This is a genomic window from Furfurilactobacillus milii, assembly GCF_021654115.1.
GTDB classification, from domain to species: domain Bacteria; phylum Bacillota; class Bacilli; order Lactobacillales; family Lactobacillaceae; genus Furfurilactobacillus; species Furfurilactobacillus milii.
Genome location: NZ_JAIWJF010000001.1, coordinates 70,841 through 92,892, shown reverse-complemented (window position 1 = coordinate 92,892; position 22,052 = coordinate 70,841). Strand labels below are relative to the sequence as shown.

The 22,052-nt window shown below is 41.6% G+C and carries 24 protein-coding genes; 18 read left to right on the top strand and 6 right to left on the bottom strand.

Annotated elements, in window-relative coordinates; all coding sequences use genetic code 11:
- Nucleotides 1-23: 23 nt before the first annotated feature.
- On the bottom strand, nucleotides 24-392 hold the full coding sequence (locus LDK34_RS00395) for a GNAT family N-acetyltransferase (protein WP_236941153.1): 369 nt from the start codon (nucleotides 390-392) through the stop codon (nucleotides 24-26).
- Nucleotides 393-446: 54 nt separating this feature from the next.
- Nucleotides 447-1,082, bottom strand: coding sequence for an HAD family hydrolase (locus LDK34_RS00390; RefSeq protein WP_178943369.1), 636 nt, complete (start codon nucleotides 1,080-1,082; stop codon nucleotides 447-449).
- A gap of 240 nt (nucleotides 1,083-1,322) precedes the next feature.
- On the opposite strand from LDK34_RS00390, the gene LDK34_RS00385 reads away from it, so the two are divergent.
- The 5 genes from LDK34_RS00385 (at nucleotide 1,323) to LDK34_RS00365 (ending at nucleotide 5,197) form a co-directional block, all read left to right on the top strand.
- Nucleotides 1,323-1,715 carry a winged helix-turn-helix transcriptional regulator gene (locus LDK34_RS00385; protein WP_178943368.1) on the top strand — a complete coding sequence of 131 codons (393 nt, stop codon included), beginning with the start codon at nucleotides 1,323-1,325 and terminating at the stop codon, nucleotides 1,713-1,715.
- 102 nt (nucleotides 1,716-1,817) lie between these two features.
- On the top strand, nucleotides 1,818-2,138 hold the full coding sequence (locus LDK34_RS00380) for a winged helix-turn-helix transcriptional regulator (RefSeq protein ID WP_178943367.1): 321 nt from the start codon (nucleotides 1,818-1,820) through the stop codon (nucleotides 2,136-2,138).
- 85 nt (nucleotides 2,139-2,223) lie between these two features.
- Nucleotides 2,224-3,366 (top strand): NADH-dependent flavin oxidoreductase, encoded by a 1,143-nt coding sequence (locus LDK34_RS00375; RefSeq protein ID WP_236941152.1) that lies wholly within the window; start codon nucleotides 2,224-2,226, stop codon nucleotides 3,364-3,366.
- Nucleotides 3,367-3,470: 104 nt separating this feature from the next.
- A complete protein-coding gene (locus tag LDK34_RS00370; protein WP_178943365.1) occupies nucleotides 3,471-4,256 on the top strand; it encodes a glucose-1-dehydrogenase in 786 nt (261 codons plus the stop codon).
- A gap of 74 nt (nucleotides 4,257-4,330) precedes the next feature.
- Nucleotides 4,331-5,197 (top strand): GRP family sugar transporter, encoded by an 867-nt coding sequence (locus LDK34_RS00365; protein ID WP_178943364.1) that lies wholly within the window; start codon nucleotides 4,331-4,333, stop codon nucleotides 5,195-5,197.
- 84 nt (nucleotides 5,198-5,281) lie between these two features.
- On the opposite strand, the gene LDK34_RS00360 is transcribed toward LDK34_RS00365, so the two are convergent.
- A complete protein-coding gene (locus LDK34_RS00360; RefSeq protein ID WP_017262510.1) occupies nucleotides 5,282-5,662 on the bottom strand; it encodes a winged helix-turn-helix transcriptional regulator in 381 nt (126 codons plus the stop codon).
- A 205-nt stretch (nucleotides 5,663-5,867) separates the two neighbouring features.
- Here LDK34_RS00360 and LDK34_RS00355 point away from each other — a divergent pair, with 205 nt between their 5' ends.
- The 9 genes from LDK34_RS00355 to LDK34_RS00315 all read left to right on the top strand — a co-directional run bounded on the left by LDK34_RS00355 (nucleotide 5,868) and on the right by LDK34_RS00315 (nucleotide 15,300).
- Nucleotides 5,868-6,617 (top strand): SDR family oxidoreductase, encoded by a 750-nt coding sequence (locus LDK34_RS00355; protein WP_178943363.1) that lies wholly within the window; start codon nucleotides 5,868-5,870, stop codon nucleotides 6,615-6,617.
- 11 nt (nucleotides 6,618-6,628) lie between these two features.
- A complete protein-coding gene (locus LDK34_RS00350; RefSeq protein WP_236941151.1) occupies nucleotides 6,629-7,246 on the top strand; it encodes a putative quinol monooxygenase in 618 nt (205 codons plus the stop codon).
- Nucleotides 7,247-7,428: 182 nt separating this feature from the next.
- A complete protein-coding gene (locus LDK34_RS00345) occupies nucleotides 7,429-8,739 on the top strand; it encodes a S1C family serine protease (RefSeq protein ID WP_225439130.1) in 1,311 nt (436 codons plus the stop codon).
- Nucleotides 8,740-9,633: 894 nt separating this feature from the next.
- A complete protein-coding gene (gene rlmH / locus LDK34_RS00340) occupies nucleotides 9,634-10,113 on the top strand; it encodes a 23S rRNA (pseudouridine(1915)-N(3))-methyltransferase RlmH (RefSeq protein ID WP_178943361.1) in 480 nt (159 codons plus the stop codon).
- A 189-nt stretch (nucleotides 10,114-10,302) separates the two neighbouring features.
- Nucleotides 10,303-12,087 carry an ATP-dependent nuclease gene (locus tag LDK34_RS00335; protein WP_178943554.1) on the top strand — a complete coding sequence of 595 codons (1,785 nt, stop codon included), beginning with the start codon at nucleotides 10,303-10,305 and terminating at the stop codon, nucleotides 12,085-12,087.
- On the top strand, nucleotides 12,084-12,290 hold the full coding sequence (locus LDK34_RS00330) for a DEAD/DEAH box helicase family protein (protein WP_178943359.1): 207 nt from the start codon (nucleotides 12,084-12,086) through the stop codon (nucleotides 12,288-12,290). The genes LDK34_RS00335 and LDK34_RS00330 overlap by 4 nt, the downstream gene beginning before the upstream one ends.
- Nucleotides 12,250-13,449, top strand: coding sequence for a DEAD/DEAH box helicase (locus LDK34_RS00325; RefSeq protein ID WP_225439129.1), 1,200 nt, complete (start codon nucleotides 12,250-12,252; stop codon nucleotides 13,447-13,449). The genes LDK34_RS00330 and LDK34_RS00325 overlap by 41 nt, the downstream gene beginning before the upstream one ends.
- A gap of 30 nt (nucleotides 13,450-13,479) precedes the next feature.
- Nucleotides 13,480-13,728: a hypothetical protein gene (locus LDK34_RS00320; RefSeq protein ID WP_178943357.1), complete on the top strand. Its 249-nt coding sequence runs from the start codon at nucleotides 13,480-13,482 to the stop codon at nucleotides 13,726-13,728.
- A gap of 189 nt (nucleotides 13,729-13,917) precedes the next feature.
- The gene (locus LDK34_RS00315) at nucleotides 13,918-15,300 is read left to right on the top strand and encodes a PIN-like domain-containing protein (RefSeq protein WP_178943356.1); all 1,383 of its coding nucleotides are present in this window, start codon (nucleotides 13,918-13,920) and stop codon (nucleotides 15,298-15,300) included.
- Nucleotides 15,301-15,585: 285 nt separating this feature from the next.
- Here LDK34_RS00315 and LDK34_RS00310 read toward each other — a convergent pair whose 3' ends face one another.
- Nucleotides 15,586-15,948 (bottom strand): TIGR02328 family protein, encoded by a 363-nt coding sequence (locus LDK34_RS00310; RefSeq protein ID WP_178943355.1) that lies wholly within the window; start codon nucleotides 15,946-15,948, stop codon nucleotides 15,586-15,588.
- A 413-nt stretch (nucleotides 15,949-16,361) separates the two neighbouring features.
- On the opposite strand from LDK34_RS00310, the gene LDK34_RS00305 reads away from it, so the two are divergent.
- Nucleotides 16,362-16,943: a GrpB family protein gene (locus LDK34_RS00305; RefSeq protein WP_225439128.1), complete on the top strand. Its 582-nt coding sequence runs from the start codon at nucleotides 16,362-16,364 to the stop codon at nucleotides 16,941-16,943.
- A 74-nt stretch (nucleotides 16,944-17,017) separates the two neighbouring features.
- Here the strand turns inward: LDK34_RS00305 and LDK34_RS00300 are convergent, their stop codons facing one another.
- Nucleotides 17,018-18,187 carry a DUF2075 domain-containing protein gene (locus tag LDK34_RS00300; protein WP_178943354.1) on the bottom strand — a complete coding sequence of 390 codons (1,170 nt, stop codon included), beginning with the start codon at nucleotides 18,185-18,187 and terminating at the stop codon, nucleotides 17,018-17,020.
- A gap of 222 nt (nucleotides 18,188-18,409) precedes the next feature.
- Here LDK34_RS00300 and LDK34_RS00295 point away from each other — a divergent pair, with 222 nt between their 5' ends.
- On the top strand, nucleotides 18,410-20,356 hold the full coding sequence (locus LDK34_RS00295; RefSeq protein ID WP_236941150.1) for an elongation factor G: 1,947 nt from the start codon (nucleotides 18,410-18,412) through the stop codon (nucleotides 20,354-20,356).
- Here LDK34_RS00295 and yaaA read toward each other — a convergent pair whose 3' ends face one another.
- Nucleotides 20,357-21,103 (bottom strand): peroxide stress protein YaaA, encoded by a 747-nt coding sequence (gene yaaA / locus LDK34_RS00290; RefSeq protein ID WP_236941149.1) that lies wholly within the window; start codon nucleotides 21,101-21,103, stop codon nucleotides 20,357-20,359.
- 239 nt (nucleotides 21,104-21,342) lie between these two features.
- Here yaaA and LDK34_RS00285 point away from each other — a divergent pair, with 239 nt between their 5' ends.
- Together LDK34_RS00285 and LDK34_RS00280 are read left to right on the top strand one after the other, a co-directional pair.
- On the top strand, nucleotides 21,343-21,732 hold the full coding sequence (locus LDK34_RS00285; protein WP_178943352.1) for a type II toxin-antitoxin system RelE/ParE family toxin: 390 nt from the start codon (nucleotides 21,343-21,345) through the stop codon (nucleotides 21,730-21,732).
- The gene (locus LDK34_RS00280; protein WP_178914829.1) at nucleotides 21,725-22,039 is read left to right on the top strand and encodes a helix-turn-helix domain-containing protein; all 315 of its coding nucleotides are present in this window, start codon (nucleotides 21,725-21,727) and stop codon (nucleotides 22,037-22,039) included. Before LDK34_RS00285 ends, LDK34_RS00280 begins: the two co-directional genes overlap by 8 nt.
- Nucleotides 22,040-22,052 lie beyond the last annotated feature (13 nt).

Here is a 22,052-nt window from a genome sequence, read left to right as displayed (position 1 = left end):
ACCTGCTTTTTGGTATAGAGAAACTAACTTCTTTTCTTCTTTAATCGTATCAAGAGACCAATGATGAATAGATGGAAATTGACATTCAACATCTTCTGAGCATAACCGTGTCCTTGAAAATCGGGCAAAATAAGTAATGGTGAAATTCTTCCCAGTGACATGGAAGAATCGGTAGTGAGTCGAAACATACCCACATTCTTTTTGTATATGTGAAACAGATAGTAGGCACTATTAGGTTGCTCGGACTTTTTTCGCAAGGTTTCAAGCGTTTCCATGTATGGATTAGTGTATCGATCATGATATTTTTCGAACAACTGTTTAAAAGCAAGTTTATACATTTGCTGAACGATAATTAATTGTTGGTCATCGACCAATTGAAATTCGTTTTCCATTATTAATCACGTTTCTGAAAAAATGAGTGTGCATTTAAACGACGACTAGTGCACTTATTTCGGCAACACAATCTGTCGGAAGTCAGCCACACTATGACACGTATAGTCAGGTTTTAACGCAGCCACTTTTTCTGGTTCAATGATGCTACCCCAAAGTGCGGCAGCAATCTTAATGTTAGCTGCGTGAGCAGATGTGATATCGCTTGGCGCATCACCGACGTAGAGAGCATCAGACGCATCAGTGCCAGTTTCTTTCAGGGCTTTAACAATATTTTCAGGCTTGTTAGGTCCTTTTGGAGAACCTGTCAGGATCATTTTAAAATCTTTTGTAAGTCCATATTGTTCAAGTGAAATGTCGGCGCTGGTGCGGGCTTTACCAGTAACGAGGATGTTTTGAAAACCAGCTTTGGCAGTGTCATCAAGCAATTCCTGAATGCCGTCAAATGCTTTAGGAGCCATGTATTGTAGTTCTTTGTAGGCTTGCCAATAAGCGTGAATTCCTTCGTCGAAGTGATCAGGAATTAAGGCCTGAATCGTACCCTCTTCACTGGGACCAAACGTCGAGACAATTTCTTCGTCAGAAATGTCACGATCTAAAAAAGGGGTTACCGCTTTTTTGAAAGCGGCAATGCAAATTGGCAGTGTGTCGCCGATAGTGCCGTCAAAATCATAGATTAAAGTTTTATACATATGAACCTCCAGTAGTGTTCGTTTGAAACGCTCAGTACCATAAGTATACGTTACTCACTGTCAGGATTCTAATTAGGTTAGATTGTAATCATCAGTGAACACTTTCTAAGCCAGCTAGTCGCCAGCAAACTCGCACTTCAGTTAAGTTCATGGCTAGGTTACCCAAAAGTACCTACTTCACACGTGAAGTTGAAGCCTGTAGACTGGTGAACAACTGATGATGGTTGAGGAGGTCTAAGAATGGCAAAGACATACAATATTGGGGTTGAAGCAACGTTAGAAGTGATTGGTGGAAAGTGGAAACCGATTATTTTGTGCCATTTGGGCAAAGGTCAACAACGCAGCAGTGAGTTACGACGTGAAATTCCTGACATCACACAAAAAGTGCTGACCCAACAACTGCGTGAGTTGGAAAGCGATGGCATCATCGTTCGCCATGTTCATGGCACAAAGGCGCCGTTCTGTGTAACGTATGATTTAACGGCGTTTGGCAAAACATTGGGTGGCATTCTGGTCCAAATGTCTGTGTGGGGCGAACGAAGAATTGAGCAGTTAAACGAAGCCGGCGAACCCGTTGAAATTTTAAATCCTGATCACAGCGGTTACGCAGATATTTTGAATCAAGTTGGTTAAATTGAAATGTTTTTTGGGAAGGTACTCAAAAGTGCCTTCTTTTTTTGTCCATACAGAGTCAGTACACTAGCGTCATTCACTTGAGAAATTGGAGGATGGCTAATGGGTGATGAAGATAAAGGGCTCCGTTATACAACCAGCGTATTAGCTGGCACATGTCGACCATTGATTGTGACAGCACTGCTGGATGGTCCACAATCGCTACTGAATTTATATCAACACTTACCGAAACGTAATTTGTGTTCGTTTGTCTTTCAACTATGTAGTTTATGGCGAAATGGTCTGATTCAGCTTCGGTTGACGACACATCAGGGATTCAGCTGTCGGTTAACAAAAGCCGGTCAATCAACGCGTCCGTTTTTATTATTAATGGCTGAATGGGGTAAACATCGTCAAGAAGCATCTACTGACAGATCAATTTAATGGTACTAAAAAGTGCCTTATTTCAGTTTTAGATGGCAGCTATTAAACTATGAATCATTCAAGAAAACAGAGGGAGAGAAAATTTATGAAATATCAATTTGAACAACCATATACGTTTGCTAACGGCGTCACGATTAAAAACCGCGTGGTGATGGCACCAACCACCACAATGTCCAGTTATTATGATGGTCATGTGACTAATGAAGAAATTGACTACTATAAAATGCGCGCCGGTGGCGTTGGCATGGTAGTCGCCGAGGTTGCCAATGTTGTGTCTGGTGGGAAGGGATTTGAAGGCGAGCTATCGATTGCAGATGATAGCGATATTGACGGACTGGCAGAGATGGCCCGTGCAATCAAACGGAACGGGACTAAGGCTGTGCTACAGATCTTTCATGCTGGGCGAAAATCAAATTCACAGATTTTACGCGGCACGCAAACTGTCAGTGCCAGTGCGGTAAAACCTAATCGCCCTGAAGATGCGGAAACACCAAGGGCGTTGTCCGAAACAGAAATTGAATCAATCATTCAAGCATTTGCCGACGCCACTCATAGGGCAATTGAAGCAGGTTTCGATGGCGTTGAACTCCATGGCGCTAACACTTATCTACTGCAACAATTTTACTCACCGCATTCCAACCGCCGCGAAGACCGTTGGGGTGGTAATCGTGACAAACGGATGAACTTTGCCAGAGCCGTTATTCAGTCCGTTCACGAAGTTATTTCCCAGGAAACAAATGGCAAGTTCTTGCTAGGGTATCGGATTTCACCGGAAGAAATCGGCGAACCAGGTATTCGTTTGGACGACACGATGGCTTTTATCGAAATGCTGAGTGAGACACCAATTGACTATGTACACACCTCAATGGGATCGGCATGGCGCACTTCGTTGAATGACGCAACGGATAAGGAACCGATTTTGGACAAAATAGTTCGGCAGTTAGATGGCCGTAAACCATTGATCAGCGTGGGCTCGATTGAAACGCCTGCTGATGCTGAGAAGGTGTTGGCTGCTGGTGCTAGTTTTGCGGCAATCGGTCGTGAAATGATTCGTGAACCACAATGGTACGAAAAGGTTGCTGGGGATGATGAGGATAGTATTCGCTACCGGATTTCACCGTTTGAAATGGACGAGTTGGGTATTCCAGTGGCGATGCAGCATTATTTAAAAGGTGCCTTTTACTCAGTTATGCACTTTAGTAATGATCACACACCGGTTGTGGACTAAACGAATTCGGTTGCACCGATGGAAGGCTTTGAGAAGAAAATGTAAGGAACTAAATGGTCGGATAGCGTTCAGATCATTAACGAGAAGATTCGGAGGAAGAAAAAATGTATTCAGATTTAAAGAACAAAGTAGCGGTAGTAACAGGCGGTTCAAAGGGGATTGGTCAGGCGATTGCAAAACGGTTTGGCGAAGAGCACATGTCAGTTGTTATCAACTATCGGTCAGATAAAACGGGTGCCGATGAAGCGGTCAAACTGATTGAAGAAAATGGTGGCAAAGCAGTAGCCGTTCAAGCAGATATTAGCGAAGAAGACGGTGCCACGGCATTGCTGAATGCTGCGTTAAACAACTTCGGTACGCTTGATGTATGGGTTAACAACGCGGGGATGGAAAACCGTGTTGCGACAAACGAAATGCCACTATCAGATTGGCAACGCGTGCTGAACATTAATCTAACGGGTGTTTTCTTAGGCTCACGCGCAGCGCTAGATTATTTCGTGAAGAACGATAAGAAGGGCAACATTATCAACATGTCCTCCGTTCATGAACAAATTCCGTGGCCTGGTTTTGCGCATTACGCTGCTTCAAAAGGTGGCGTGAAATTATTCAATGAAACGATTGCGATGGAATATGCTAACCGTGGCGTGCGTGTGAATGCCATTGGCCCTGGCGCCATTAACACGCCAATCAACGCCGCTAAGTTTGCTGATCCACAACAAATGAAGGACACACTAGAAATGGTACCAATGAAACGAATCGGTGATCCAGAAGATGTTGCGGCCGCCGCAGCGTGGTTAGCGTCTGACCAATCTAGTTACGTTACCGGTGTGACCTTGTTTGTTGATGGTGGGATGACGCTGTATCCATCATTCCAAAACGGTAAGGGCTAGTATTCAAGAATTCATGAGATAGAAAAATGCGGTCAGTATAAGGCTGACGCATCGACAGAAGAGGGGTTTTAATTGTGAGTATTTTGATTGGATTGATTCCGGCAATTGCGTGGGGCATTTTGCCAATCGTGGTAACTAAAATTGGTGGGAAGCCTGTTAACCAGATCATTGGCACGACGTTTGGCACCTTTATTGTGGCCATCATCACGTGGCTGTTCATTCGCCCAGATATTGCTGTTGGTCAGTTTTGGTTGACCGTTTTGTCTGGCGCTTCGTGGGCGTTTGGACAGTATCTGCAGTACATGGCGTTTCAGCGGATTGGTGTTTCGAAGGCGATGCCAATTTCTACGGGGCTGCAATTAGTTGGCACGTCGTTGTTGGGGGTACTGGCATTCGGCGAATGGTCCGGCTCTGTGGAATTATTGATTGGCTTCATTGCGCTAGTGATTATTGTTGTTGGCATTGTGCTAACGACAGTTGATGGTGCCAAACAAACGGATGAAAAACGGCCATCTCTTGGGGTGACGATTTTGATTTTCGCGCTATCTACCCTGGGCTATGTGGGATACTCAGCCTTTCCACGTTTGGCAAACGTATCCGGATGGCAAGGATTCTTACCACAAGGTTTGGGAATGGCCTTGATGGCACTTGTACTGACGCTTGTGACGGCTGGCCCGCATATTTTGAGTGAACGGGTTACGTGGATTAGCTTGATTGATGGTGTTGTTTTTTCCATTGCTGCGCTGACGTATCTGATTTCGGCTCAACGAAATGGCGTGGCCACTGGTTTCACACTGTCACAAATGAACGTTGTGTTGGCAACGCTTGGCGGCATCTTCATTTTACGTGAGCACCGCACTCCTCGAGGCTTAGTATGGACGGTTGTTGGTCTGCTATTGGTCGTGGTTGGTGGCGTCATGATTGGTAACATGGCCGTGTAATGGCTAGTTGACGATTAGTTAAAGACAAAAGAAAACAACGGTTTGATTTCGCGTGGTAAACGTCAAATCAAACCGTTGTTTGCGTTAATTTTCATAGCCGTCATGATCGGGGAAAAGCAACGAGGCGTTTTGCCCCTGCGATTGAAGAATCTTAATTCGATCCTCGCCCCATTCCGACATGGCAATGAGCACGTTATTCAGCGTTTTACCGTATTCGGTCACGCTATATTCAACGTGCGGCGGCACTTCGTTGAATACTTTCCGGGTAACGATGCCATCATGCTCCAACTCACGTAGCTGTTCAGTCAGAACTTTGGGCGAAATACCGGTGACGTTGCGACGAATATCGGCCGTCCGCATTGGCCCGTGCCCTAAGTGGCATAAAATGAGCGGTTTCCATTTATTGCCCATGACGGCTAGTGTGGCTTGAACACCATTTTTGTAGATTGGTTCAGCTTCACTCATACGTTAATTTGCTCCTCATCTATTATGGCATGAATGCTACACCACTTATGTTTAAAAATAAAACGAAAAAGTTGGACCTTCCAAACGGCGCGGGGGCACAAAACTTACCTGAAAGTGCATTAGTTAGGTCAAAGTGCGTAATTGTTTGCTTAAAAAAACCGGGTATATTGAATGTCATCAGGTTAAAGAAACGAGGTAATGAAAAATGGAAAATGTTCGTGGAAAAGTTGTTGTTATTACAGGCGCTTCTAGTGGTATCGGTGCCAAGACGGCGACGCTATTAGCACAACGTGGGGCAAAACTGGTCCTAGCCGCGCGGCGGGAGCAGGCATTAACAGAACTTGCCAGTCAATTGACGCAAACCTATCAGGCAACAGTTATCTATAAGGTGACGGATGTAACAAACGCAGGTGCCGTACAGGCGTTATTGACGTTTGCTAAAACACAATTGGGGCGGGTTGACGTGTTGTTCAACAATGCTGGTTTGATGCCGGTCTCGATGTTGCGGGATGGCAAGCTCAGCGAGTGGGAAGCGATGATCGATATCAATTTGAAAGGCGCACTCTATGGCATTCGGGCTGCGTTACCAATCATGGAAGCCCAGCACAGTGGTCAAATCATTACAACAGATTCGGTAGCCGGGCACTTTGTCGGTGCTGGCTCTGCGGTTTATTCAGGTACCAAGTTTGCTATGCGCGCCATTATGGAAGGCTTGCGGGTAGAAGAAGTTGGTAAAGGCATCAAGTCAACACTGATTTCACCTGGGCACGCGCAAACAGCGCTGGCTTCCACGATTTCAGATCCAGAACTACGTGCGGCCGTGCTTAAAAGCGAGTCTGAGACTGGTTTGACGGCTGAAGATGTAGCGAGTGCGGTGGTCTACGCAATCGATACACCGGAGAATGTTGGCATTAATGAAGTAGTTCTAAGATCAACGGAACAGCGTGATTATTAGGAGAATGTGACATGAAAACAATTTTTGCAACAGTCCACGTGAAACCAGGGGATGAAGATAACTTTATTAAAGCTGCAACACATCTAGTGAGTGGTACTAGAAGCGAGCCTGAAAATGAGCAATTCAACCTGTACCATGGCATTGACTGCCCGAGTGATTTTATTTTTACAGAGGTTTATAAGAACGAATCAGCGATTGAGAACCACCGCAACGCCAATCATTTTCAAACTTTTTTGGCGCGGCTAGCTGACGTTTCTAATGCCCCGATGGATGTCATGATTTTTAATGGCATCGGCAAAGACAATGATGAAGTTAATGAGGAGAATATAAATATGATTACGATTAATGCAACGGTTTACGTGAAGGAAAATCAATTGAAAGCCTACGATGAGTTAGCACAAACGTTGATACGTGGGACTCGAAACGAAAGTGGCAACCTTCGTTATGATATGTACCAATCTATGGAACGCCCAGGAGAATTCATCTTTATTGAGCAGTATGCAAATCAAGCAGCATTAGACGCTCATCATGAGGCAAATCATTTCACAACATTTTTGAAAATGGTAGAACCTTTGCTAGCTAAAGAAATGGACGTGGCCGTTTTTAGAGCGTTACCCGAAAAAGAATAGTAAGGAAGATCATTTCAAGGGCAGTTTGTAAATGAAACAATAATTAAGCCAAATAGTCATCATTAGAAAAAAATATGGGTTTGCGAGGCATCCGTTTAAGCCCGCTTTAAGTTGAAACTGTATAATGGTCTTTGTAGAGTAATCAATTTTTAGAGGAGGTAAGCGATTTTTCGCAAAAGCCTATGGATTATAATGACGAGAATAAGCAAACAGGTGGGCAAGGACCACAACGTCTACGCAAATCGAATGCAGGTTTAGTGAAGGTTGGCATTGTTGGCTTAGTTGCCGGATTATTAGGTGGCGGTATTGCTTATGGGGGTGCCTCTGCCCTGAATAACAATAATAATGGCGATACGTCATATAAAAATGGTACGACTAAGGTAGCTAATGTCACTGTAAAGAGCAACTCTGACGCTACGAAAGCCTTTAGCAAGGTTAAGGGCGCAGTTGTTTCGGTTGTTAACATGCAGAAGCAGTCATCTTCGAGTGATAGCGAAGGTTTGTACGGTATCTTTGGTGGTGGATCATCATCAAATTCGAATGGTAATAATTCGGATTCCTCATCTAGCAAATCATCTTTGGAAACTGCCAGTGAAGGATCCGGGGTCGTTTATAAGAAATCCGGAAACGACGCCTACATTGTGACGAACAATCACGTGGTCTCTGGTTCCAGTGCTTTGGAAATCATTCTCAGCAACGGGAAGAAGATTTCAGGTAAGCTGGTCGGCACGGACTCAACGACCGATTTAGCCGTTATCCGTGTGGATGCCAAGTACATCAACACGGTTGCTCAATTCGGTGATTCCACTGCGATTCAAGCTGGCCAATCTGTCTTAGCCATCGGGTCACCACTTGGGTCACAGTATGCAACATCAGTGACTGAAGGGATTATCTCCGCCAAGAAACGAACGGTGCCGGTAGAAGATGAATCTGGTAATCAAACTGGGGATGCTACCGTTATTCAAACAGACGCAGCAATCAATCCTGGTAACTCTGGTGGGGCTCTGATCAATTTATCTGGTCAGGTCATCGGTATCAACTCGATGAAGTTGGCGTCATCTTCAAGTGGTACGTCGGTTGAAGGGATTGGATTTGCTATTCCTTCTAACGAAGTTGTGTCCATTATTAATCAATTAATTACGAATGGTAAGGTTATTCGTCCAGCGTTGGGTGTCGGACTTGTGGATCTTTCAAACGTCGACAGTACTAGCCAGAAGAATACTTTGAAGCTGCCAAGCAGTGTAACTGGCGGTGTTGTGCTAGTTAAAATTTACAATAATTCGGCTGCTGAAAAGTCTGGCCTGAAGAAGTACGATGTTATTACCGAGATAGATGGTACCAAGGTAACGTCGCAAGCAGACTTACGTGATGTGCTTTATAACCATAAAATTGGGGATAAAGTTTCCGTGAAATATTATCGTGATGGTCAACAAAAGACCGGTACGATAACGTTGAGCGAGAGTACGAGCCAATTAAGCAGTTCAAGTAAGTAGATCTTTTAAAGGGTAATTGTGGAAAACAGTTACTCTTTTTTTGTGCCTTCAAGGATTTCACAAACTCAAATTGAATCATGATAATCATTTCCTGGGAAATTTGATAACTTTCTATTTATCCTAAACGACTGGTATGGGTGTATTTATAAGCATTTTTTATCTATAATTAGGTGGTAAACAATCCACAAATGAATAAAATAATGTATACTTTTGAAAACGAGAAGGTCACGGAATGTGGGATAAAACAACGAAACGTGGTGTGGATAAACTGTCTTTATACAGAATAAAGTGTAAATATGCAGGATTATTTCTGCATAATAATCACCGTCACGTAAACAGCATTCTGTAGTTATCGTTTAGTTAGCTGGTGTCCAATTTGGAAAACCGAATGTTTTCCTGGGACATTACCCATTTTCGGCAAATTGCCCCATAAAAACATCGAGTTTTCCGAACAAACTAAGCTATGAAAAATAAAGTGGTTCGTTTCGGAAAATGCAATGAAAAAATTGTTTTGCACAGGTGTGGATAACTATGTGGAAAACTGTGGATAAGTTTGTGAATTGGGGATAAATGCCGAAAACTAAGGATTTCGAAACAGTGGGAAAAGTTATCCACAGGTAAAAAAAGTGCGGTGGATAAGTGGTCATAAAAACCTCTGTTCGATTTTAAAATCCTTTATTATCAGTGATTACGGGCTGTGTGTTCGTGTAAAGATGTCTTGTGGATAACTGTGGATAACTTTTATTCACAGGCTAAAATGACAGCGTCACATAGCGTCGCAAAATCGATTATTTTTGGTAAAGAAAGTTAAGGAAAAGTAAAAGCTGTGGATAACTTTTTCATAACAGATGAGCTTGTGGATGAAAACAAAATTTGGAAACGGAGTATATACACGTGAATATCAAGATTATTGGTGTTGGAAAACTGAAAGAAAAGTATTTTAAGCAGGGCATCGCCGAATATGCGAAACGTTTGTCTAAGTTTTGTAAATTTGAAATTGTCGAAGTTCCGGACGAAAAAGCTCCCGAATCTTTAAGCCAATCCGAAATGGATACGGTTATGGCTAAAGAGGGGGAGCGAATTCTGGATCATATTAAAGATAAGGAATATGTCTATGCGTTGGCTATTTTAGGCAAGGAACGGACATCAGAGGCGTTTGCCAAGGAGATAGCAGACTTAGGGACGTACGGGCATTCTGACATAACGTTCGTTATCGGCGGCTCACTGGGACTGACACCCGCAGTTTTGAAGCGTGCAAACGCACAAATTTCGTTTGGTAAGTTTACGCTGCCACATCAGCTGATGCGTCTAGTGCTGAGTGAGCAGATCTACCGGGCATTTATGATTAACTCAGGTAGTCCGTATCATAAGTGATGACAAAGAAACATTGTTTACGTAATAGAAACATTTGGAAGGCGGAGAGCCTACTATTTCTTTTGAAAAGTGTTTTATTTAATTCCCGGATTTAATTTGAAAATGAACATTTTTTGATTGTACGAATTGACTAATGTATTTGTTGTCTACTTAATTACTGATAATTCAAAGGGAAATGAGGATTTGAGAATGCGTATCAAACATATTTCGGTCAAAGGATTTAGAAACGTGAGGGAAACAGATTTTCCGATTGGTCAAAATTTAATTATTGTTGGTGAAAACAATAGTGGAAAAAGTAATCTTTTAAAAGCATTGTCACTGCCTTTGTTTACGGACTTGTTTTCTAAACCTAGACTAGGATTTTCAGATCTTAATATCCAAGATTGTGCAGAATATTATGGGTTTGTACAAAGGCACATAAGTAGGTTTGAAAATGATTTTTCTAACGACGATCAATATGATGAATTTTTGAGTGAACTACAAGCTGCACTTCCACAGATATCCGTATGTTTACAGTTTCAGCCAGATGCTGATACAGACATTCCATTTAATAATTGGCTCGTAGACATCGATGATAAGAACGGAAAAGTCTATAAAATCAAATTTGAATATTCAGTTCGTGATTTAGATGATTATTATCAAACGTTGCGTAGATTAATCGTAGAAATAAAAAAACAAGGAGAAGACTTAGGTAAGGTGAAACGGAGTCTGATAATGATTTCAAAATTTCACTCTAGAACTTTTGTGCCTGAATGCAATCGTGATGTATCGTTTGACGATTTACGTAGAGTTACCTGTAGTTCATTGGTAGCAGAAAGAGATAATTTCTCTCAGAGCAACAATAAACTGGGATCTAGAGCAATTGTTAGCCTGATGGAGAAGAAAATAGATGATAGTTCCAAGTTGAAGATTGAAACGGATTATCAAAATTTTTTTGAAGTGATTAAGAATAATGGTGGTATGGATCACATTTTTAATTGGCAAGAGTATTCCAATATTGATAATGCCAAAGACTTTTTTGATGAGATAAGTGTGTTGCCAAATATGCCGTCAATGAATTCGTTATTAGGAAGTATTCAGTTGGGATATCACGATGAACCATTGTCATCCCAGGGGCTTGGTTATAGAAACTTAATTTATTTAATGGCAGTTACAAATTCGCTAGAAGAAAGTTCAGATGCTGACTTTTCGGTTTTAACTGTAGAGGAGCCCGAAGCGCATCTTTGTATTAATAACGAAAGGCTTATGGCTAGTTTTTTACAAAGCTCAATTAAAAATTTTCCAAAAGTTCAATTAATTTACACTACACACAGTACGGAATTCATTGATAAGGTGGGTCTTGAAAGCGTCGTTGTAATGGCTGATGGATATGGTGTCTCTCTCGGATCTGAGCTAAACGAAGAAGAGCGTAGTTATCTGTCTAGAAATCCAAATATGGATATTTTTAAATTGTTTTTTTCCAATAAACTGTTGCTAGTTGAAGGTATTTCAGAAGAATTGTTAATTAAAACATATCTTGGACAGCAAGACAAAATGTTAAACAGTTTTGAAGTACTTTCTTTTCATAAAGGTTATGAGAAAATCATTAAACTGTGGAAGAAAATCAATAAAAACAATAGCCATAGACTTGCTGTAGTCCGTGACTGGGACAACGAAGAGACAGCTAAGCAAAAGCATAATGATTTGACTGATGATCAAGTTTGTGTCCAAACTACAATGGGAAAGACTTTAGAGGATGACCTAGTGGCGTCAAACTTTGATGTCTTTAAAGATTTTTTCTTACGCGATGATTACTGGAAATCCGATGATGTCGCAAATAAAGAAAAATTGGTGACAAAATGGGAGAGCCTCAAAGCAGAAACAATGATGCATGTTTGCTTAAGAATGAAAAAAGATGAGTTGAGCGGATTAAAATTGCCAAAGCATATTGATAATTGTTTGAGGTTTTTAAATGACATGGAGATTAATAAATGAAAATCAGGTTGGCAGGAGCTGGAGCTGGAAAAACTTCTCATTTAGCAAATGTTATTTTTGATGAATATCGGATGATCAGTGGTACTGCGAGACCCATATATGTGATGGCTTATTCAAATTTAGCAAGGAATATTATTTTTGAACGTTTGCAAAAGAAGTTCCATGGAAACATTCCGCGAGATATTTTTTTCAACAATTCATAATTTTTTAAATCATAAAATCATAAGGCCTTATTTTTACTGTTTGTTTAATATAGAGTACCACGGTGTATCAATGGAGGATGTGTCTGGAAAGTATAGGGGGTACAACTTAAAGCGAATTAATGACAGTGGTTTGCTCCACGTTTCTCAATTTTCCGAACGTGCCAAATGGGTTCTGTTTCAAAAGTCTGGTGAAAGTAAAAAGACAAAATCTAATAGAAAAGTCATCACAGATCTTATTACGGATAACATAGGCAAAGTTTATATCGATGAAGCTCAAGATATAGATAAAGATATGAGTATAGTTTTAAAGATATTGGACAGTCTTGGAGTTGAAATTTATTTGACGGGAGATCTAAATCAAGATTTGAGTAGTAGAGGAGGATTAGCTGGTTTATGTGAAGAGAGAAAATATGAAGTAAACCACGAAAATCATCGTTGCCCTGAAAATCACGTTAAATTAGCTAATGTTTTTTTGAGCACGGAGTTTGAGCAAAGTGCATTGTCGACTAGTATAGGGTCCTTGAATTATTGTCTTGAACCGGAAATACGTGATGTTGCGAATTTGGTTTCAAAGTATCAACTCACGTATGTTAACAAAAGTAATTTAAGATTTAGAAAAGCAAAAAAAAATGAAGATAACCTAGAAACAATTCTGCAGTCTATCTTAGAGTCAGCACTTTGCGTATCAAAAAAGGATAAGGAGTCGAAAAGAATTTTTGATGATTCAGTTTATAATTACGTTTATAGGACAAAAATCGAAAAACGTTTAAATAGCTCTAATCTGATACAGTATGTTGATGGAATTCTTAAAACCTTTGATATTAAAAATGATCGTAGAACTTTTGCTCGTCTCCGTGAAGCTTTAAAAAAATACGAAAATAGCGTGATGACTGATGGTATTGAAGTCTCTACTATTATGGGTATAAAGGGAGACGAGGCGGATGACTGTCTTTTTATTATGTCGACTGACCTTTTTAGCTATCTTAGTCAGGAGAGTAGCGCTGCTAATAAAATGAAGTGCGCCTTGTACGTCGGTTTAACTAGAGCAAGAAAAAATCTAACGCTGCTTTTAACGACAGAAGTCACAAAAAAATATTCGGCTACTGCCATTAGTGACATAATGAAAAAGCTTGGCATACAAAAGCTCCCGATAAATTAGTTTAAGCAGAATATAATTGAATATTACCAGTTGATTCAAGGAACGTACGAGCTGAAATCGGTCAATGGTCCGAGAATTGAAGAACTGGAACGTCAAGTTGACGATTTGAATGCTGAAGCAGGCCAGCTAGTCGGGCGGAGGATGCCATTTGGAGACTTGCCTAGTCCTAAAAGTATTGATGAATTGCTGCCGTTAATAGTCCAGTTGATTAAGGACTCTGACAAGAGCACACTGAAAAAGCTATACCAGTCCTTTATTACACATGTCACATTCGATTAAAAAGAGACAAACTAGTTTAGGTGGAGCAGGAATTTGTTGAGGACATTGTGTCTCAACTGAAAAAACAGAGTAAAGGGACTGAATCCATGTTGAGACCAGTCTTTTTTCACTAGTAAAGTTGTATTTAAAACCTTTAAATCTGGTTTTGTCCCGATGGAGGGAATATACTGAATTTAAAGAGGTGGTTGAATGGACTTTGTGGGTTTTAACAAGTTAATTAATCCTAAAAAAATTGATAAGAGCATGTTGAACGATCCTGAAACAATGTTGGTATTTGATACCAATACCCTATTAGATCTGATACACCAGCCGTCAGAGACAGTAAAAAGTTTCGTTACGGAAATTGAAAGAAGTCAATCATATAAATTTGTGCCTTATTTTGTTGCTTGGGAATATGCATACAATTTTGGTGGTGTATCTGCCAACAAAGTTGTTACGAGAAGTGACGAAAAAGCACTGAAGGAAACTATAGAAAAAAATTTGGATAGTTTATCCAAGAAAATAGCTGCGAACATTTTACCTGCTGCGAATGCCGAGGCATACGGTGATAATTTTGAAGACATTCAGAAAAAGCTGGATGTTGATTTGCAAAAGGCTGCTGAGGAAATGGTTCAAGCAGCTGAAATGGGAAGATCTGAAGTTCAGTCTATACTAGATCGTTATGCTGATCCGTCAGATGAGACAAAACAGATGTTATCTAGTCTAATAAGCAAGTATATCGATAACGAAGTTTCCATAGATCAATCGTGGATTGATGAAGTAGAAAAAGAAGGCAAGAAACGTTATGTGGTGGGTCATGGTCCAGGATTTAGTGATATTGGAAAAAAAGGAAAACGTACATTTGGTAATTTAACCTATGAAATGAAATATGGTGACTTTTTAATCTGGAAAGAATGTTTATGCTATTTAAAAGACCACACTGACGTTAAAAGATTCATCCTTGTAACGAAAGATGGTTATGCTCAAATAAAGACGGATTTATACAGAGGCGGAGATCCGCTTAAAGGCCCCGACCCGTTTTTGATTGGTGAAGTGAACGCTTTACATTCAGTTGATTTAATCATTTGCCCAATTTTTGAACTGATGAGTACATTTGTTCCGGGAGCACAATATAGACAAATCATCACCACTAATAATCTGAGTTCGGATTCTTCTCATTTTCTAACTAACCTTGAAGAAGAGCTGTCTGAAAAAATGAAAGAGTCGGATGAAGTTTATCAATCGATAAGTGACTATATTGATGACAATGTAGTCGAAAAGCCAGATTCCATGGAATATTACTGGGATATTTCTCATGACCTGATGAATTTAGAAATAGATGATATTTCGGTCACTATTGATGACATTAGCAGCTTGTCAGAATTTAATTTTAGCAGCACTATTGATGGCTCTGCAGAAATTTATTATTCTACACCAAACCCTGCATATGAGTCGGATGAAAAAGATGGAGAACCAATGGACATTGATGATTCCGTTAGTCTGAGCTTTTCAATAGATTTATCAGGAAACTATGATTCTGAAAACCAATACTTTGATGATTTGAATTGTACAGGAGTTAGTTTTAATAATTAATTTAACTCACGTTATGTTACGAAGGCCTTTGAAATGCGTTGCGATTTTTAAATCGTTAACGCATTTTAGCTTCAACAAAAATTATTGTCACTAATAGCCACAGGTATAAGCGAGACACTTCTCCCTACCACAAATAACCGCAGGCAGAAATGATACGGTAGTCCGTATCATAAGTGATGCGGTTAATTCGTTTTCAATATGGGTGTCATGAATTCAGAGTGACACATTTCGAGCAGAATTATCGTAAAAGCAGATATCTGATTTTTATCTAGATACACTACACGTCTATAGGTAAATACCCTTTCTCTTTAGATTATTAAGACATTCCTGCAGATAGGCGTCATTATGCTCAGGATAAATCGGCGAGGTTAACGGAACTTTTTCTAAGGTGGTATAGGGAGGGCAGCTTTGTCCTCGGTATATAGGATTACGCCACCTAGGATCTGGTTTGTAGCCGCGCCTTTTCATTTCAGACATGACCAGCATGTGAAATTGATATAACTTGTAAGGCGAATGAGTAAAAACATAATTGACGGTTGCGTGTCTTTTGCCCCAGCCCTTTCCCCGTAACGCGGCTATTTCACGATGCTGCCCTAATAGTTGCTGACGGGGTAGTTTACTGATTAGCGCTTCATGCCAAAGTCTCAAGGTAATTATCCTCCTGTAAAATCAATGTGTTGAGGATGAAAAGTATCATTTTTCAGTGGCTAAAAATATCGATACAAGTACTCTAACTTTACTAAAATATATAACGGTCAGACTAGTTTACAAACTAATTAGCCTAATGATTCAAACTGTGAAAGAACGACCAATTTTTCAAGAAGCAACACCAGCCAAAACAATGTTTATTATCAAGAATCTGATAAGACTACGCTGCTAACAATTGAAGGAATGGTACAACCTGATGGCGGGAAGGTAGATATAACGCGAGATAGTCAGGAAACAATGATGAGTAACAAGTCTAAATAATCAGCGATTAAGAAGACAAAATCGACTAAATGAATTTAGACGGTTTTGCAAGGTAATCATAAAGGCAAGTTATGAGTATGGAGATGGTTTAGTTGAAGAACTTAGAAAATATGAGCCTACACGATTCATGGAAACAATTTCCAATTATCTTAAAGGAGTCTAACCCCAACTATAAACAATGGTATGAGGACGAAAAGAAGATACTTCTGGACCATCTAAGTGATGTACCTATTTATCGAATTAATCATATTGGTAGCACGTCGGTTCCTGGATTAGTTGCCAAACCGACAGTTGATATTCTATTGGAACTAGCACAACCGTATTCTTTAGATGCAATAACGCGAATTTTAAGACCATCATGGAATGTAATGTCGAAAAATGATGACGAGGGGACACTCGACCTTAACAGGGGGTACACCCCAGCTGGTTTTGCCGATAAAGTTTTTCATTTGCATATCAAGCCAGCTGGTGACTGGGAAGAACTCTATTTTCGTGATTATTTGAGTACCCACACTGAGATAGCAAGGCAATATGGCGAGCTGAAATTAAGTTTGGAGAAGAAGTTCAAACATAATCGAGGCGCTTATACAGCGGCCAAAACAGGCTTTGTGACCACCTATACGCAAAAAGCTCGAGAAGAGTTTGGCGGACGTTATCGTCCAACGATTATTTAAAAACATTGAATATAATCAAAAGGCGATACCAACGAACATCAACTGCTCATCGGGACCGCCCTTTTTGGTGATCACTATTTACCATTTTCGTACAAATCCACAAGTCGTTTCCGCAACGCATCATCGTACGCGGTCAAGTACAAGCCGTACTTCCCACGTTTCATCAGCACATTCAGCACGTCAGCGATGAACTTCTTGTACTCGTCACGGGAGAACTTCATGTCCTTACGTTTCTTGAAGACTTCTTTATGTGAATATTTTTCAGGAATCACTGTCATTGTGTCCGTTTTGGGGTCGTAACCAAACGACGGACCGATAATCATGCCAACGTAATTGAGGTCGAAACCCTGGAGGGTATAAATCGTACCCACTTGGGTAATCGATCCTTCACGTTTGGCCCAGTGTGTCCGTTGAGGATCCCATTCATCCCATGGCAAACTGAAGGAATCCATTTCCACGTTGTGTCGTCCGTTGATTCGGGGGAAGCCAGAGGTAGCAACCATCCGGCTCATACCGACCTCTTTGTTCCGTTTCTTAATGGTTTCAAACATCTCGCCAGCAGTATCGAACACCTTGAACTTGAAGTCACTGTTATTCGGGAACGGCTTCATCGGTTTTTCCTCAGTCAAGTCGTCCATCCAGGCAACTTGCTCATCGCTAGCGACCATCCGGTACTGAAAGTTCATATCAAACGTTTTGTGGGGATGATTACCGATAGTTTTCAGTAATAAATCGCGATCCCAATACATTTTTGATTGGAATACTTGGTCGAAATCATAGACAACGACGACTACTTTGGCCAAGTTCATCAAGTCAGTGAGCTGATTTTGACCGCGGTAGTGCGCGTAAGGTTCGGATTTTGAATATAAAAGGTGGGCTTCATCAACAAAGATGATGTCATACTTCTTGTTGTGCTTTTGGGCATCATTAATAAGCGATGTTGGTCGGCGAATTGTGTTGACCTTCATGTTGGGAATCGATTCCGCGATATCCTGATAGGCTTTATACAACTCAGGATGGTTAACAACTAATGATGTCTTGTAATGATTATCCGTCATGTATTGGCGAACCAGTTCCATGAGAACGACAGATTTACCGGTGCCAGCTGCACCTTCAATAATGGCAACGGAAGATGGCTTTGTGGTAAGCCCCTGTTTGATGTAGTTATTGATGTTTGTAATCACAGATTTCTGATCGTCTGAAAGATCGTCAACAAAGAATTGTGCTTTTAATATTTCGTTCATGAATAGGCTCCTAATTGGTTCGTTATTTTGCGGGCGACGGGTCTGCCCGCGGCTTGAAATGCCTCAAAACAACATTATACCGCTTAACGTGTGGAGAAATGTTACGACTGAACATTCCCATTGCAATCGTTTTTCTGGTTGACTGGGCAAATAAAGTTGATTATCAGCCGAGGCATTATTAAAGTTGTTATGTAAGAACACAAGTTATAAGGAGGTCACCACATGAAACACATTGTTGCCGGCGTCGTGGCGCACGTGGATGCAGGGAAAACGACCCTGTCGGAGGCGTTACTTTATAAAACTGGTGCCGTGCGCACATTAGGTCGTGTGGACAATGGGGATGCGTTTTTGGATCCAGACACGTTAGAAAAGCAGCGTGGGATCACTATTTTTTCGCATCAGGCCAACCTCCACTACGGTGATTTATCCTTAACATTACTGGACAGTCCCGGCCACGTGGACTTTGCCGCACAAACGGAACAGATTTTACCGGTCCTCGATTATGCAATCCTAGTCGTCTCAGCTACTGATGGCGTTCAGGGATATACACAAACATTGTGGCGTTTATTAAAACGGTACAATGTGCCGACACTCATTTTCGTGAACAAAATGGACGCAGATGGTGTGGACCGTGAGGCGATTCTCCAACAGATACAAACGGAATTAGCGCCAGGCTGCCTGCCGTTTGACTGGGACGGCGATGTCGATTCGATGCCAGAAGAAACCGCCGAGGCCGTTGCATTACAAGATGAAACGGTCCTCGACGATTACTTAAATGGGACACCATTATCAACATCAACGATTCAATACATGATTCAGCGACGTGAAGTCTTTCCCTGTTTCTTTGGATCAGGTCTTAAGATGACCGGCATTGATACATTGTTGGATGGTCTGTCACGTTGGACGCTTGGGTCAGAACCAGCGGCCGAATTTGGTGCGCGAGTATTCAAAATTTCTCACGATGAAAAAGGTGAACGGTTAACTTGGGTTCGCGTGACCGGCGGCGTGTTGAAAACGAAGGCAGAGGTCTTACCTGATCAGAAAGCCAACCAATTACGTGTTTATAATGGTGGCAAGAGTCAGATGGTTTCTGAAATCTCAGCGGGTGGCGTCGGTGTCATTCTCGGTTTAACCGATACGCGGCCAGGTCAAGGTCTTGGTGCTGCCGCAAATAGTCCAGCAGCGTTGCTACAACCGGTTTTGAACTATGCGGTCAAGTTGAATGGTGTGGATGCACATGCCTGCCTAACCGCGTTGCGCCAACTTGAGGACGAGGACCCACAATTACATGTGACTTGGTCTGAGCAGGTTCAAGAAATTCGTGTTCAAATCATGGGTCCAATTCAGTTAGAAGTCTTGCAGGAACAATTAAAGACTCGTTTCAACCTTGTTATCAGTTTTGGTGAAGGCAGCATCTTGTATCGTGAAACAATTACTGAACCAGTTGAGGGTGTCGGCCACTTTGAACCGCTGCGTCATTATGCGGAGGTTCATTTGCAGATGACATCGGCTGAACCTGGCAGCGGAATGACGTTTGACACAGACTGTCCGGTCGATGTCCTCGGCAAGAACTGGCAGCATCAAGTGTTGACTAGCCTACAGGCTAAAGAGCACCTAGGCGTTCTGGTTGGTGCACCGCTGACGGATGTGCACATTACGTTAATCACAGGCAAAGCTAGCATTGTCCACTCAGTTGGCGGCGATTTTCGTGAGGCGACGTGGCGCGCAGTCCGTCAGGGTCTCATGATGTTGTTGGCAAACGGTGGTGACCAGTTGCTGGAGCCTTGGTACCAGTTCCGTTTGACGGTTGATGGTGATAATGTTGGCCGTGCGATGACCGACATTCAGCGGATGCATGGGTCGTTTGAGACGCCCACGACAAAAGGCGCCAACACCATTTTAAGTGGTGTGGCGCCGGTATCTGAAATGCAAGATTATGCCCGAACTGTCCAAGCCTATACGCATGGTCTGGGGCAGCTCGAATGTGTCGTCGATGGGTACCGTCCGTGCCATAATGCGGATGAAGTGATCGCTGACGCAGATTATCATCCGGTTAGTGACCTTGAAAATACACCGGATTCTGTATTTTGTGCCCATGGTGCGGGATATCCAGTGGCATGGGATCAGGTTCCGACCGCGGCTCACGTGCCTTACGTGATGAATCATTGATCAGTCTTGTTTTAAGAAAACGAAAGTCGTTTCATCGGTACGTTTGGCATCAAACCGATAGTTCAACCGGTTAAATTGTTTCAAATCACTAAGTTCATGAATATCATTTTCAGCTAAAAAACGAACCATCTCACCCCGTGCCATTTTTGCGAATGTGGCACGGGTTTTTAGTTTGCCGTCAACGAGGTGACCAAAGACAACATTGATTAACGGTTCAGCAGGAGTTAAATACCGCTGAACCGTTTTTGTGTATTCCTGTGAGGCGAGGTTAATTAACGGTTCATGATGCAGCCCCAGACCACGTTCAGGTTTGTTACCCCAAAAGTCATACAGATTCTTGTGGTTGGCCACATGAAGGGGTGCCTGCATTTCCAGGCGGTAGGGCGCAACGCCATCAAACGGACGCAGCACCCCGTAGAAACCAGACAGAATCCGCAAATGATCCTGCACGTATTGCAATGCGTGCGCCGTAAATACACTGGGCGCCATGTACTGATACTGAATGCCGGAGTAAGCCACCAGTGCAGGTGTTAACAGATGTTTGAGATTGATTTGCTGTAATTGTTGGTAGGCTTGTTGAGCGATTTTGTCGCTACAATGCCAAAGCTGACGCAGTTCTTCGTAACTCATTGATTGCAACGTTTGCAAAATTTCTTGCGTTTCTGGTAGGAATTGCGGCAAGGATGAAATATCGAAACTGTCTGAATCAATGGTCATTTTCTTGGCTGGTGAAATGATTATCTTCATGTGAGGCCCTTTACTTTTAAATGCTGTTTTGTAAATGATAGCAGGTTTTTTGTTCGATATCGCCATCATTCAAGCGTAAATATTTGTACGAAAATTATTCCAAACGAACATATTGATTTGAATTACGTATGTTAATGTAACTGGTTTTAGTAGCAGTGAATCAGTGAATTTTATTAATTGACAGGTACGATTGAACCGTATATTCTATAATCGTACTTCGGCAATGAACTGGAGTATGGATGGAACATGAGAAGATTCACTTTATTTACCCAAAGCTTTTTATAAAGAGATGGCAACAGTTAAACTTGAGTTTGCTCGATAAAGGTCGACTGGAGAGAAACATCACGTACTTCTTTAATAGTAGTCCCGAGAATAATAATGGTAGAAGATTTCCAGGTAATATCATTCGTGGCACTGGTGGTGCCTATAAACTCAGATTCTCGTCAATAGCCAGTAATCAAGGGCAAAGTGGTAGTTACCGAGTTATTTATTTCGTGGTTGCAGACAGTCAGGTAATCTTTTTAGAAATGTATCAAAAGAATCGACAAGAATCCCTGAGCGATGCAAAAAAACAAGAGATTCGAAAGATGATTAGTCTGATAAGGGAGGTAAATGAATCAGATGAGTAAGGATAAGGATGAAAGTTATATCATGCAGAACTTGGCCGAAGTTGAAGCATATTTCAAAGGTGAACCTAACAATGTTGAAGTGCACACGGTCACCATCGATGTGCCACCGCGTTTTGATGCCAAGACGGTTAAGCAGCTGCGCAAGCGGTTAGATGTGACACAAAATACAATGGCCCATTTGTTAGGCATTTCGCCACGAACTGTGGAAGCCTGGGAAATTGGCCGGGCTGAACCTAATGGCAGTTCACGTCGCCTTCTTGAACTGTTTCAGAAAGATCCTAAGATTATTGAATTGCTGCGCGATTAACAATATCCAACTA